Origin of the sequence: Virgibacillus oceani, from assembly GCF_041521345.1 — a bacterium.
In the GTDB taxonomy this organism is placed as follows: domain Bacteria; phylum Bacillota; class Bacilli; order Bacillales; family Amphibacillaceae; genus Virgibacillus_N; species Virgibacillus_N oceani_A.
This window is the reverse complement of sequence record NZ_JBGOHB010000002.1, coordinates 1-13,280: the sequence shown is the minus strand read 5'-3', so window position 1 is coordinate 13,280 and position 13,280 is coordinate 1. Positions and strand designations below refer to the sequence as shown.

Below are 13,280 nucleotides of genomic sequence, written 5' to 3'. Positions count from 1 at the left end.
TTTGCTTCAAAAACAAAATTATTTTAGAAGACAGTCATATATAAAGAAGTCCATTTTTTTACGAAAGGCCGGGATGAAATATGCCAACAGCAGCTTCGCCAATTAATGAGAAAAATCGGCTTGTATGGATCGATGCAGCAAGAGGGTTTGCCATATTTGGAATTTTCATCGTCAATATTTTAGGCTTTTCAGCTCCTTACTTTTTGTATGGTGGTGCGGAGGATGTATGGACTTCTCCCATAGATCAGTTTATTCAAGCTATCATTGATATTTTCTTTCAGGCTAGCTTTTATACGTTATTCTCATTTTTATTCGGTTTCAGTATCCAATTAATGACAGATAGACTCGCAGAAAAAAATATAGCATTTTATATGATATTGCTGAGAAGGTTGATTGTATTAATTGGTTTCGGTTTCATCCATTCTTTCTTGCTTTGGCATGGAGATATACTATTGAGTTATGGAATCATCGGCCTGTTATTGTTGTTTTTCCTGCAGGTAAGAAGCCGGACAATATTGATGTGGGGGATGGTCCTATTATCCGTAACCGTGGGATTATTTACACTGCTCCTGTACCAGGTGAGGGATCACTTGGACTGGTATAGCGTAGCAGCGGTGAGTCAGGCATTCGAGAATTATCAGGAATCAAGTCTTTTGGTTATTTTATCCCAAAATTACAATGACTGGGTTTATGCAAATGGCGGGATAGCATACTTGCCTTTAGCGGGAATACTATTACCATTGTTCCTGTTTGGGATGTATGCTGCAAGGCAGCGGATTTTTCATGAACCGAAGAAACATCTGTCCTTATTAAAACGGCTTTGGTATATCTCATTCGTTCTATTTATTGCTTTTAAATTGGGTCCGTACTTTTATGGAAATCCAACGTGGTTTTCTTATATTCAAGATAATATTGGCGGTACTGCTTCAGCGATATTTTATCTTTTATCCATTACGATCATGGCACAAACAGAACTTGGAAAAAAATTAATCAAACCCTTTATCTATGTTGGAAGAATGGCATTAACCAACTATGTTTTTCAGTCCGTAATAAGTTTTACTTTGTTTTACGGTGTTGGGTTTGGTTTATATGGGTCGGTAAGCCCAACGATCGGTGTTGTTATTGTAATGATTGTGTTCATTTTCCAGGTGTTTTTCAGCAAATGGTGGTTTCAGCGTTTTCGGTTTGGCCCGCTCGAATGGGTCTGGAGAACTTTGACCTATCTTAAAAAGCAGCCGTTGCGTAAAGTTTTTTGAAATTGTAAGTATGTTTGATTTGCTATAGATTTATCGCAGTGTAACTGGCTGGCCGACAAAAACGCCACGTCCTGGGACTGTGCGTAAATGCTCGTCCCACCGAAAACCTTTGGGACTACGGGACAGTAGTTCCTCGTCCCATCATAAAGAATTGTGGCATTGTCGGCACTAGCACGTCCTGTACGTCGTAAGACTCCCACTTCAAGCATGAAGGAAACATGAAAATGCTAAGTGGGAGATCCAACAGCCAGTAACGGCCCGATTCGTTCAAGGGCCTTTAGGTCATACCCTTGCGGTGCTAACATTCAGTGGGGGATGAAAAGAAAACCCCTACTGAATGAAGTTTCGCTTTATTAGAAATTACACTTGTTGAGCAACTAGTAAATTGTAGGATTTTCTAATAGAAAATGATATGATGTTCTTAGCAATAAATAGAAAGTCTGTAGCGAAGTGGAGGAATAAACAAATGACTCATATGCATATTACCAGTTGGGTGCTCGCGCTTATCCTATTCATCATTGCATTGGTAATGTACAATCAGGGAAAAGCAAAGCCAGGCAAAATATTACACATGATACTAAGACTTGATTTCTTATTTATTTTGTATACCGGCGGGGATTTAATCGCTAATTATTTTGGTGGCAGCAGCTTCCTCCCTGAAGCTATTGTAAAAGGGTTAGCTGGTATTTGGGTGATCGTTGCAATGGAAATGATACTTGTGAGAAACAATAAAGGAAAAGCAGAAAAAAGCGCGTGGATCCAGTTGATTATTGCGTTCCTTATCACATTAATACTTGGATTCTGGCGACTGCCAATGTAAAGTTGAAACACGGGGACGGTTCTAGTGTTGTGAAAGTTTTTCTCCAACATTAGAACCGTCCCTTTGTTTATAAAATATGAAGGATTTCTGACAATTTATCTGTTTTTATTGACTATTTTTCTGTGATCGTAATAATAGAACAAGAGCAGTATTTCTATTGGAGGCCTTACTAATGAAAAAAATGTTATTTTCTTTTCTTATATTTTTACTGGTCCTAACCTCTTTTCAACCGGAAGCAGAAGCAGCCAATGGTGAAAGACAGGTAAAGGATGAAATTATATACAATATCATGGTAGACCGTTATCATAACGGTGATTATGAACTGGATGATCAAATCGATGTCAATGACCAGCTAGCTTATCACGGCGGGGATCTGCAAGGTATCATCGACAAACTGGATGAATATGAAGAGCTTGGGTATACTGCCATTTCCATTTCTCCGATTATGGCAAATGCTCCCAAAGGATATCACGGCTACTGGATAGAGGATTTTTATGAATTGGAAGCACAGTTTGGGGAGATGGCTGATTTACATAGATTGGTTGAAGAAGCACATGATCGTGGGATTAAAGTGATTATGGAGTTCGTCTCCAATTATATTGCATCAAGTCACCCGATTGCCGAAGATCCGGAAAGAGAGGACTGGGTAAAAGGAGAAATGGATGTAACGACAGACTGGTCCGAAAATGTGGAAGTATTAAACCAGGAAAATCCTGAAGTACAGGATTTTCTTATCGATGTTGCAATCTACTGGATGGAAGAAACTGATATTGACGGTTTTAAACTTCATGCCGCAGATCAAGCCGATCCTGCATTTTTAGAAACCCTTACTGCCGAAATAGAAAGTAACAATGATCATTTCTACCTGCTTGCAGATGTATTAGACCCGGATGCGGAAACGTCCCATCTTTTGGAAAATCCTGCTATTGATGCAGTGGACAATTATCAAATGTTTGAAGTTATTACAGCAGTTTTTTCACAAGCAGGCAATGAGGTTTCAGATATTTATCAAGCATATGAAGAACATGCTACAGAAAAAGATATTTTATTTGTAGATGATTTTTATACGCAACGTTTCACGCAATTAATTGGAGAAAATGGACGTAATCCGTTAACTGTTTGGTCGCTCGCGCTCGCTTACATGTATACCTCACCAGGCGCGCCTTCTATCCTGCAAGGTTCAGAAATACCTATGGGCGGCACTGAGATCGAAGAGACAAGAAGCCTTGTTCCATTTAACAACGGAGAATCGGATTTTACCGAGTTCTATAATCGGATTTCTTCGCTAAGGATGCAATTTCCTGCATTGATACACGGGGATTTTGAAATGGTCGGTTCCAGCGGCGCTATGAGTATTTTTAAACGAACACTGGATAATGAAGCATTGTATATTGCTATTAATAATGATGTGGAGACACAAGTTGTCACTTTGGATGACATTGGTGAAGGAATGCAGCTAAGAGGGTTTATGGAAGATCACACTGTACGTGCAAATGATGAAGGAGAATATCAGGTTGGCCTAGCTCGTGAATCAGTCGAGATATTTACCGTTCAACCTGATGCTGGATTAAATTGGAGCTTTATCTCCTTTGTAGCAGGGAGCTTTGTATTGTTTATTACGGCTATTATTATATTGAGCCGCAAACAAAAGGATAGAGAGACAACGGGAAATAATGAGTAAATATAAAAATTAAACAGCAGGCTGAGACAAATTTGTCTCAGCCTGCAACTATGATGCCGCCATTTACATGAATCATTTGACCACTGACATAACTGGAATCTTCTGATGCCAGATATACATAAGCCGGGGCTAAATCCTGTGGCTGCCCCGGTCTTTTCATCGGCGTATTTCCACCGAAATCATCGACTTTTTCCTTGCTGAAAGATGCTGGAATAAGCGGTGTCCATATCGGGCCGGGAGCAACTCCATTAACTCGAATACCTTCCGCTGCTACTGATTCAGATAATGATCTGGTAAAAGAGGTTATCGCTCCTTTTGTTGCCGAATAGTCTATTAAATCTGCACTTCCCTGGTAAGCAGTTATGGAAGAAGAGTTAATAATAGAGCTTCCTTCCTTTAAATTAGGCAATACTGCTTTTGTAATATAGAACATGCTGAATACATTTGTACGGAAGGTTTGTTCCAGCTGTTCACTGGAAATATCCATGAAACTTCCTTGAGGATGCTGTTCACCGGCATTATTAACGAGAATATCAATTTTTTTAAATTTATTTATTGTTTCCGTTACAGCAACTTCACAGAAGGATTGATGACCAATATCCCCGCTGATCAATAAACATTGCTGTCCTTCCAATTCTACAAGCCGTTTTGTTTCCTCTGCATCTTCATGTTCATCAAGGTATACAACAGCTACATTAGCGCCTTCTTTGGCAAAATGAATGCTTACTGCCCTTCCAATACCACTATCTCCACCTGTAATCAGTGCTACTTTATTTTCCAATTTTCCGCTTCCTTTATAGCTTTTTCGGAGATATGCCGGTTCCGGAAACATTTTTGATTCAATCCCCGGCTGTTTATGCTGCCTTTGAGCCGGAGGGGTTATTTTTCCGTTGTTTTTTTCCATACCCATTGCTATCCCACCTTACAAATAATGTGTTAATACATATTTACCCAAATTTAGTATTGTTCAACCATGCAGAGCCATAAAAATCTGAGAAGTATTTTTGAAAGGTAAGTATAGAAGTTTCACATGAACTAAAAGCAAATAGGATTTCAACATAAAAAAGCAGTTTTTGTTCTTTTGTCAAAAACTGCAAAATCTTGATTAATTTTCTTAAGACACGTTTTCATGTGCGGAAATAGCACCTTGTTTACTCAAAAACATGTAAATCTCTCTGTAATAGATAACATCAATGTCACCGATAATGTATTTTTTTTGATAATAATCCAAAAGGTCATTCACTGAGTCAGGTGTATGGTTGCAATCATTTTGATAAGTATGGACCAACTCACTTATTTGCATCTTGTACCCCTCCCGTATATTTTGTACAACCCCTGCTCTATAACTATGAATAAAAACAATTGGATATGCTATTTATTCCGGGAAAATGCAATCCATAGTAAGGTAATAGTCATCAAAATTTATTAAAAATATGACGAAAAAAGGACAATTTTGCGGGGAAGGGATAAAAAAACCCAACCCAATAATGCGGGTCAGGTCTGGGGTGTATTGCATTCACCAAGCTTTTTCAGCACTTTATTCATTAGTCCGTATTATTTAAGAAAAATAAAGCAATAGTTCCGGGACCGGAATGAGCGCCGATGACCGAGCCGACCATTTCTATAAGGATGTCATCTGTTCCGAATTTTTCCCTGATCATTTCTGCCAATTGTTCCGCTCTTTGCAGATCATCACCATGACTGATTCCGATTGTCTGGTTTTTGAAGTCTGTCCCTCTTTCTTCCATAACTTCCAGCATTCTTGACAATACTTTTTTGGATCCTCTAATTTTTTCCAGCGGAATCAGCTTTCCTTCATCGACATGAAGAAGTGGTTTAATTTTGAGGAGCGAACCTACAAAGGCTGCAGTTTTACTCACCCGCCCCCCGCGTTTTAGATATTCCAGGTCATCTACAGTAAAAATATGCTCCATGTTTTTGGCATGTTTGGTTCCTGATACTGCTATTTCTTCAAGCGTTGCTCCATGCTTGGCCAGTTTTGCTGCATGCAGGATAACAAGTCCATATCCGATCGAAGCACATTTTGTGTCAATCACTTCAAAATCTGCATCCGGATATTCTTCCTTTACTTCCTGTTCCATCATTTTTGCTGATTGATATGTACCTGATAGTTCAGAAGAAAAGGCAAGGTAAACAAATGGCTTATTTTCCTTGGCGTAGGAAGTAAAAACTGTTTTAAATGTCTGCGGCGTAACCTGGGATGTTTTTGTCATAGCGCCTTCTCTCATCGCATCATAAACGGTTTTTGGATCGATATCGATGGCGTCTCTGTATTCTTTATCATCTAGGTGAACAGTTAATGGTATCATTTCAATATCATATTCGTTATAATGTGTAGTTGATAAATCACAAGCAGAATCTGCTATTATTTTAACCGTCATTTTTTCTCACCCTCTTTTTTATATGTTTCTTTTAGTTTAAAGCTAGTTATAAAGATAGTCAAAGCATATTGCATGATTATTTAGCAGATTTTAAAGTATATAACTTTTTCATCTGTATAATTCATATGTCTCATTGTAAAAAATCACATTTTGTTAAATTTAGGTTGCACTTTAAGGTATTAGGTGTATTATATGATAGTTCTACCTGTCTGGAATCAGGTTTGTTTTTAACGGGATAAGTGAAAACTCAGGATATGGAACTGTCTTCATTAGTGCAACTCATGTAGGAAAAGGAGGTAAAATATGTTTCTAATCGAGGCAAAACGGATTGCCGGCGTTATGTTTGGGGCGTTATTAAATGCGATTTCACTAAATTTTTTCTTGATAGGTGCAAATGTTTATGCAAGTGGTTTTACCGGGTTTGCCCAGTTGACTTCAAGTTTTTTCTACGACGTTCTGGGAATCGGCATTAGCACGGGAATCTTTCTTGCTTTATTTAACATACCTGTAGCTATTTTAGGTTGGATGAAAGTTGGCAAAGGTTTTACCGTTTACAGTAGCATTTCTGTTATGTTTACTACATTATTTCTGGAACTGCTGCCGGTCATCGCCTTGTCTGAAGACATTATACTTAATGCGGTATTCGGCGGTGTGCTTGCGGGAATTGGAGTCGGACTGACGTTGAAAATCGGTGCTTCTACAGGCGGTATGGATATAGTGGCAATGATATTATCACGCATGAAGGATAAACCGATTGGAACATATTTTATGATTTTAAATTCCATTATCATTGCATTGGCAGGTATCCTGTATGAACCCGAGAATGCGTTGTACACATTACTCACGTTATATGTAACGACCCGTGTCATTGATGCCATTCATACTCGTCATGAAAAAGTTACGGCAATGATTATTACACATGAAGCGGATGAATTGCAGAAAGCGATCCATCAGACAATGGTACGAGGAATTACAATATTACCTGTCAAAGGTGCTTATACACAATCAGATAAACATATGTTATACCTTGTTATAACACGCTATGAATTATACGATTTAGAACGGATTGTATATGAGATAGATCCAAATGCATTTACAAATGTGGTACAGACAACAGGAGTATATGGTTTGTTTAGAAGAGATTAAAGGAGATAACAGTATGAGGTATTTAAATTTGATCATCATTACGGTACTGTTTTTAGCAGCTTGTGGAGATACTGGAGAAACTATTGATGAAAATGCGTCTGAAACGGATCGAACAGGTTCGGTTAATCTGAGGAATGTGGAAGTGGAAGTCGAGGACTTGGAAGTGGAAGTAACCGGAGAAGCAAGCACTGCATCTGATGAATTTTATTATAGGGTGGAAGAAGAGGGAAACGTAATTATTGAAGAGACCCACATGGGTCTGGAGGAATCTCAGTCTGACTGGAGCAACTTTGAGATTATACTGGATTTAACAGAGAACTATGCAAATAACGAAGAGCCGCCCATCATAGTATTATACGGAAAAAATAGTGAAGGGGATATGATTAATCCAAACCATATTCCAGTGGATTTATAGGCAGTTTGTCCAGCGGTTGATAAAGGGGTTCTAAACGTCCGAAAGTGCAGGGGAAGGTAATACTCGGTCACGTATAACGTCTTTAAGTGTCCGAGTGACCATCTTTATGTTATGCAAGGTCACATATAATTCCTTTAACTTATCTGGGAAGGGTGAGCTTTATCCGAGAGAAAGAATTATCTTACCCCCATATTCCCGATAATTAGCCTTCATTGTAATAAAGATACACCAATTATTACAAGGTAAATAAAAATACAATCTGCCGGTAAACGCAAAAAAAGAGACACCGAAAAATACACATGTGTCTCTCTATTATCCTGTGCTGAATCAGGAAAGTATAAACTGGATTGGCCTGCATTCTATGTAGATCAGTACCCGTGTTTTTCAAATACCTCTTCTACTTTAGGTGTCAAATCATCCCATTCTACTCCAAAAAGTTTATTCACGGTAATAAAATTTTGGTATCCGAAAACGTTGTCCACACCTTCAAGTTTCATCAGGTCATTTAAAATCTCATGTTCACTTTTATCCCCGGGCATAACTGAAATGCTGTTCGTACCTTCGAAAATCAGTTTATCTGCTGTGAATTTTAAAGCATTTGGGTTTGGTGTCGCTTCAGCGCGAATTCCCATATTTAAAACCTCCTTATGTCTACTCATCCCTATATTAGCAGAAATAGCATCATTAAAAAAGGAATTATACCGAATTTTAGGGAACGGAGAGAAATGAAAGAAAGACTGCCTTCAAAAAAGAAGGCAGTCTTACCCTTGTATCAGTGGTAAAACCGTTTCATCAACAAATGAAATGAGAAATTACATTAACATCAAGGGTGCAGAGGTTATTGCATTTCGTTTTGCTGTCTCAATTGATTCTCCAGTTGCTGTAATTGCTGCTTTTCTTCAGGTGTAGCCTCATTATAGGCAGCTTGAATGGCATTTTGTACAGCTTGTTGATCCTGGGCATTTGCTTGATTGTTCTGGTTATTCATTAAGTTTGTGACAGCGTCTTTGGCCTGTTGAAACAGGTTATTATTATTGTTTTCCAACTTAAAACCCTCCTACAGTATGGTTATCTGCTTCCCCACTCTTACGCTCCGCATCGGAAAACGTTGATCTGTAGGGAAATCGTTCATCATGCTTCTTGATAGAATCAGCGCTCTGTTGACTAAATCGTTTCGACTTACTCTTTTTTCCCACGATGATTCCTCCTTCACATGGACTAAAATATCGCTTATCAGGCAGTTAGAAAAAATCTTGCTAGGTCTGGCTAACCGTCTCATCACTGAAACTGCAGTGAATTAACCTGCTTTTCACTAATTATTTCTTATCCGTGAAAAAAGTGAACGTATTTTACGTTCACTTTTAGTATGAATTATTACAGCAATGCTATAGCATGAAACTTTTGGGAAATAGTTAAGGAAAACCGTTTAAATTGGATTAGAGCAGCCGAGCTAATTTTCCTGTTAAAACTTGGTGATTTATTTAGGGGGATAATTTGTGATTTTTAAAATGACTTCACTTTAAGGTATAGATACTGTTCAAGGAAATTCCCGATGCCATTTGCTTCGTTCGTATCTGTGACATGTTTGGCAACTGATTTAAGTTCATCAATGGCATTTCCCATGGCTACACCGACTCCTGCATAGTCGATCATTTCCAAGTCGTTGTCTTCATCTCCAAAAGCAATAATGCGTTCCGGGGGGATGTCAAAGTATTTGGCGATTTTATGCAATCCTACAGCTTTATTCATGCCTTTTTTAACAATTTCAATGATGTTCCATGGTGCACCCCATTTCCGGTGCTCGATCAGCTCTGCATGAAAATCATCTAAATGACTTCGGAGCTCCCTGATATGGTTTTCTTTTGGATGAATCAAAATGGAAGTAGGGTCTTCGGACAAGTTGTTTTTTATATTTCCGATTTTAAAAGGGGATTCATCCGGCATCGATTGAAAAATATCAATGATTTGCTGATTAAACTGATCCAAATAGACCGTATCCAGGACTTCAGCCAGGATATTGTTTACGTTCATTTCATAGCAGGCGTCGATGATCTTGCGGGCGGTTCTTATTGGCATTGGATTATGCAGGGCATCCCACTTATTATCTCTCGGATGATGGATTAATGCCCCGTTAAAGTTAACCATCGGCGTATTTAATCCAAGTGCTTCGTAAAAGCCAATACTGGCCCGGTGTGGTCTGCCGGTGGCTATCACTACAATATGTCCTTGTTCCATTGCTGTTAGTACGGTTTCTTTCGTACGCTCACTAATCAGTTTCATATCTGTTAAAAGCGTGCCATCCAGATCTAAAGCAATTAAATGTCTTTTGTTTTCCATTTTTCTCACCTCGTTAGACAACAGTTTATAGGGGAACAGCGATGATGTAAAGTAATTTTTCCTTTACATTAGTTGCAAAATGGATGAATAAGAAAGTAAAATGATATTATGAAAGAAAGGTTACAGATAATTTTTTCATATGGGTAAAAGCGAACAAAGGAGAAAAACGATGATCGGCATATTTGAACAACAACTGAACGAGATTCCGGTTTTACATGTAGTAGAAACAACAAAGGAAAAAGAGTCATTGCCAACAGTGGTCTATTTTCATGGGTTTACGAGTGCCAAGGAGCATAATCTGCCAATCGCCTATTTGCTGGCGGATAAAGGGTACAGAGTAATTCTTCCTGACAGTCAATACCATGGCGTGAGGGAAATGGAAGTTTCTAAAGAAAAAAAGCAGGTTTCTTTTTGGAACATCGTAATGAATAATGTAAATGAACTTGAGCGTATAAAAAAAGAATTGGACGAAAAGGAATTGATATTGAATGACCGTTTTGGCATAGCTGGAACGAGTATGGGTGGTATCACCACTTCTGCAGCGCTGGCAACATATCCATGGATTAAAACAGCAGCAATCCTGATGGGTTCGCCAAAAATTACTACTTATGCAAAAACATTGGTTGACAGCTTTAGAAAAGCAGGCAACCTGCCTGTAACGGAGGAAATGATCGAGGAATTATATGAAAAACTGCAGCAGTATGATTTATCCCTCCAGCCGGAAAAACTGGACAACAGGCCGCTATTATTCTGGCATGGAGAAAATGATGCGGTCGTGCCATTTGATCATTCCTATACGTTTTATGAAGATATCGCAAGGCTTTATCAAAACAAGGAGCATATCCATTTTGTAAAGGAATCCTATCAAGACCATAAAGTTAGCCGGCATGCGATACAGGAAACAGTTCATTGGTTTCAAAAACATCTATAAGTGTGAGTAATATCATTTAAAAAAATAAGAAAATATGTTTAAATATAGATAAGAGAAAGAAGGAGGGAAGATTCATGGATGAAGCATTAAAAGAAAATATGATGGGTGCCCTTGAAAACGTTATAGACCCTGAATTGGGTATCGATATTGTTAACTTAGGTTTGATATATGATGTTTATTTAGATGATAATGGCCTTTGTACCGTGACAATGACATTAACTGCAATGGGCTGTCCGCTTGCAGGCCATATCGAGCAGGATGTCCGTCATGCACTTGCTGATATTCCTGATATTAAAGAAATAGACGTAAACATTGTCTGGGATCCGCCTTGGGGTAAAGAAAAAATGTCCCGCTATGCAAAGATTGCTTTAGGTATTCCAGATTAATAAAGGAAAGGTTAATTCATAAGGGATGAATTAACCTTTTTTTGCATAATCATTTTCTAACATCAATGTTGGAAAAGAGGAGTAAATATGGAATCTGAACAGACTTTTTCTATTTGCCAAATCGTCGGGTATAAAAACACCGGAAAAACAACGCTGATGGAAAAGATAATCAACTACTTTACTGCACAAAATCATAAAATCGGCACTTTAAAGCATCATGGCCATGGCGGGGAGCCAAAGCATGTGCATGGTACAGACAGCTTTAAACACCTGCAGGCAGGTTCAAGCATAAGTGCAGTTCAGGGAGAAAAACAGCTTCAGCTATCTATAGCGGATGTATCGGCTTATCCACTGGAGAAGCTGATTTCGTTGTACACATTCATGCCGATTGATATCCTTTTACTAGAAGGCTTTAAACAGGCAGATTATCCAAAAATCATTATCATAAGAAATAAGGAAGATAAAGCTCTATTGGAACTGTCTAACATTATCGCAGTTGTTTCCTGGGATAAGGATATTCCTCTGCCAGCTGATAAAAAAACTTTCCTGATGGAAAAAGTGGACGAAAAACTGCCGGAAATTGCCTCCCTAATTGCAGGTGATTAAAGGAGAAATGAGGGATACATACCACGTGATCAAGGATTTTTGGATTACAGAAGCGCCAATAGAAATTAACGATGTCGTTGAAAAGGTGACCAGGAGAGAAGCAGGAGCCATAAGTACGTTTATCGGTACAGTGCGTGAATTCACGAATGGCAAACGGACATTGTATTTGGAATATCAGGCATACAAGCCAATGGCAGAAAAAAAGCTCGCACAAATTGGCGAAGAAATAGAAAGAAAATGGGGAAATACTGCGTGTGCCATTGCCCATCGGGTTGGAAAACTGGATATTTCTGATATAGCGGTTGTTATTGCTGTTTCTACTCCGCACCGCAACGACGCATTTGAAGCAAGCAGCTTTGCCATTGAACGGATTAAGGAAATCGTTCCAATCTGGAAAAAAGAGCATTGGGAAGACGGGGAGCTTTGGATAGGAGATCAATTGGAAACAACGTCATATAAAAATGATTTGCCGCGAGAGGTGGAAATATCCGATGATTAATGTTTTGTTTTTTGCAGAATTACAGGAAGCAGTCGGGGAAAATAAGCTCTCATTTGATGTGGAAAATATTACTGTCCATGAACTGAAATCAACCTGGCTGGAAAAATATCAGGTGGAAAACCTGGATAAAGCAATGATTGCTGTTAATGAAGAGTATGTGGGCGAGGAAACAGTTTTGCAGCGTGGAGATGTCGTGGCCTTTATTCCGCCTGTCAGCGGGGGATAACACAAAAGGGAGCAGCTTTTGGCAGGTAAGAGAAAACGTTCTTACCTGCATAAGTGTTATTAAGGCTTTCGCCATGAAAGTTTAGTGATAAGCTAAGTTTTTCTAATGCTCAATCAATCGAACCCAAGCATTTTTTGCCTTACCGCTCATTTTACCTGGATTACATGCAGGGTTCCATACGAGATCCACAGTGACTCTCCAACACTTTCGACCTGGCCAACATGGTAATTTTACGCCATTTATCGCAGTGTAACTGGCTGGCCGACAAAAACGCCACGTCCTGGGACTACGGGACAGTAGTTCCTCGTCCCATCATAAAGAATTGTGGCATTGTCGGCACTAGCACGTCCTGTACGTCGTAAGGCTCCTACTTCAAGCATGAAGGAAACATGAAAATGCTAAGCGGGAGATCCAACAGCCAGTAACGGCCCGATTCGTTCAACTAACATTTGTATGAAAACACTTATGAAAATTGCTCTAAAAAGACAACAGGAAAGCAGCTCTCTCAAATTTGATTTTTTGAGAAAATAAAATTGATACTTCACATGTAATTTAGAATCTAAGCTATCTCTTGA

At 38.8% G+C, this 13,280-nt stretch carries 17 protein-coding genes; 10 read left to right on the top strand and 7 right to left on the bottom strand.

Going from position 1 to position 13,280, the window contains the following annotated elements; genetic code table 11:
• Positions 1-80 precede the first annotated feature (80 nt).
• The 3 genes from ACDX78_RS02040 to ACDX78_RS02030 all read left to right on the top strand — a co-directional run bounded on the left by ACDX78_RS02040 (position 81) and on the right by ACDX78_RS02030 (position 3,757).
• Entirely contained in the window at positions 81-1,256 is a 1,176-nt protein-coding gene (locus ACDX78_RS02040) for a DUF418 domain-containing protein (protein ID WP_486024928.1), read from the top strand.
• A 466-nt stretch (positions 1,257-1,722) separates the two neighbouring features.
• Positions 1,723-2,076 carry a YisL family protein gene (locus ACDX78_RS02035; RefSeq protein WP_486024926.1) on the top strand — a complete coding sequence of 118 codons (354 nt, stop codon included), beginning with the start codon at positions 1,723-1,725 and terminating at the stop codon, positions 2,074-2,076.
• A gap of 172 nt (positions 2,077-2,248) precedes the next feature.
• Positions 2,249-3,757 (top strand): alpha-amylase family glycosyl hydrolase, encoded by a 1,509-nt coding sequence (locus ACDX78_RS02030; protein ID WP_486024924.1) that lies wholly within the window; start codon positions 2,249-2,251, stop codon positions 3,755-3,757.
• A gap of 37 nt (positions 3,758-3,794) precedes the next feature.
• Here the strand turns inward: ACDX78_RS02030 and ACDX78_RS02025 are convergent, their stop codons facing one another.
• From ACDX78_RS02025 to ACDX78_RS02015, 3 genes are all read right to left on the bottom strand, one after another.
• The gene (locus ACDX78_RS02025) at positions 3,795-4,667 is read right to left on the bottom strand and encodes an SDR family oxidoreductase (protein WP_486024922.1); all 873 of its coding nucleotides are present in this window, start codon (positions 4,665-4,667) and stop codon (positions 3,795-3,797) included.
• Positions 4,668-4,871: 204 nt separating this feature from the next.
• Positions 4,872-5,060, bottom strand: coding sequence for a YppF family protein (yppF, locus tag ACDX78_RS02020; RefSeq protein ID WP_486024920.1), 189 nt, complete (start codon positions 5,058-5,060; stop codon positions 4,872-4,874).
• A 241-nt stretch (positions 5,061-5,301) separates the two neighbouring features.
• Positions 5,302-6,159 (bottom strand): DegV family protein, encoded by an 858-nt coding sequence (locus ACDX78_RS02015; protein ID WP_486024918.1) that lies wholly within the window; start codon positions 6,157-6,159, stop codon positions 5,302-5,304.
• Positions 6,160-6,462: 303 nt separating this feature from the next.
• Between ACDX78_RS02015 and ACDX78_RS02010 the strand changes: the two genes are divergently transcribed.
• Complete coding sequence (locus ACDX78_RS02010; protein ID WP_486024916.1) at positions 6,463-7,305, top strand: YitT family protein; 843 nt, start codon at positions 6,463-6,465, stop codon at positions 7,303-7,305.
• 13 nt (positions 7,306-7,318) lie between these two features.
• Positions 7,319-7,720: a hypothetical protein gene (locus ACDX78_RS02005; protein WP_486024914.1), complete on the top strand. Its 402-nt coding sequence runs from the start codon at positions 7,319-7,321 to the stop codon at positions 7,718-7,720.
• Between the two features lie 368 nt (positions 7,721-8,088).
• On the opposite strand, the gene ACDX78_RS02000 is transcribed toward ACDX78_RS02005, so the two are convergent.
• The 4 genes from ACDX78_RS02000 to ACDX78_RS01985 form a co-directional block, all read right to left on the bottom strand.
• Entirely contained in the window at positions 8,089-8,352 is a 264-nt protein-coding gene (locus ACDX78_RS02000) for a NifU N-terminal domain-containing protein (RefSeq protein WP_486024912.1), read from the bottom strand.
• 206 nt (positions 8,353-8,558) lie between these two features.
• Entirely contained in the window at positions 8,559-8,765 is a 207-nt protein-coding gene (locus ACDX78_RS01995) for a DUF3813 family protein (protein WP_486024910.1), read from the bottom strand.
• 1 nt (position 8,766) lies between these two features.
• Positions 8,767-8,916, bottom strand: a complete 150-nt coding sequence (locus ACDX78_RS01990; RefSeq protein ID WP_486024908.1) for a hypothetical protein — start codon at positions 8,914-8,916, stop codon at positions 8,767-8,769.
• 307 nt (positions 8,917-9,223) lie between these two features.
• Positions 9,224-10,057 carry an HAD family hydrolase gene (locus ACDX78_RS01985; protein ID WP_486024906.1) on the bottom strand — a complete coding sequence of 278 codons (834 nt, stop codon included), beginning with the start codon at positions 10,055-10,057 and terminating at the stop codon, positions 9,224-9,226.
• Between the two features lie 169 nt (positions 10,058-10,226).
• On the opposite strand from ACDX78_RS01985, the gene yjfP reads away from it, so the two are divergent.
• The 5 genes from yjfP to moaD all read left to right on the top strand — a co-directional run bounded on the left by yjfP (position 10,227) and on the right by moaD (position 12,705).
• The gene (yjfP, locus tag ACDX78_RS01980) at positions 10,227-10,988 is read left to right on the top strand and encodes an esterase (protein ID WP_486024904.1); all 762 of its coding nucleotides are present in this window, start codon (positions 10,227-10,229) and stop codon (positions 10,986-10,988) included.
• Positions 10,989-11,062: 74 nt separating this feature from the next.
• Complete coding sequence (locus ACDX78_RS01975) at positions 11,063-11,374, top strand: metal-sulfur cluster assembly factor (RefSeq protein WP_486024902.1); 312 nt, start codon at positions 11,063-11,065, stop codon at positions 11,372-11,374.
• 87 nt (positions 11,375-11,461) lie between these two features.
• A complete protein-coding gene (gene mobB, locus ACDX78_RS01970) occupies positions 11,462-11,980 on the top strand; it encodes a molybdopterin-guanine dinucleotide biosynthesis protein B (RefSeq protein ID WP_486024900.1) in 519 nt (172 codons plus the stop codon).
• A 7-nt stretch (positions 11,981-11,987) separates the two neighbouring features.
• Positions 11,988-12,479 (top strand): molybdenum cofactor biosynthesis protein MoaE, encoded by a 492-nt coding sequence (locus tag ACDX78_RS01965; protein ID WP_486024898.1) that lies wholly within the window; start codon positions 11,988-11,990, stop codon positions 12,477-12,479.
• Positions 12,472-12,705 carry a molybdopterin converting factor subunit 1 gene (moaD, locus tag ACDX78_RS01960; RefSeq protein ID WP_486024896.1) on the top strand — a complete coding sequence of 78 codons (234 nt, stop codon included), beginning with the start codon at positions 12,472-12,474 and terminating at the stop codon, positions 12,703-12,705. The genes ACDX78_RS01965 and moaD overlap by 8 nt, the downstream gene beginning before the upstream one ends.
• The last annotated feature ends 575 nt before the right edge of the window (positions 12,706-13,280 follow it).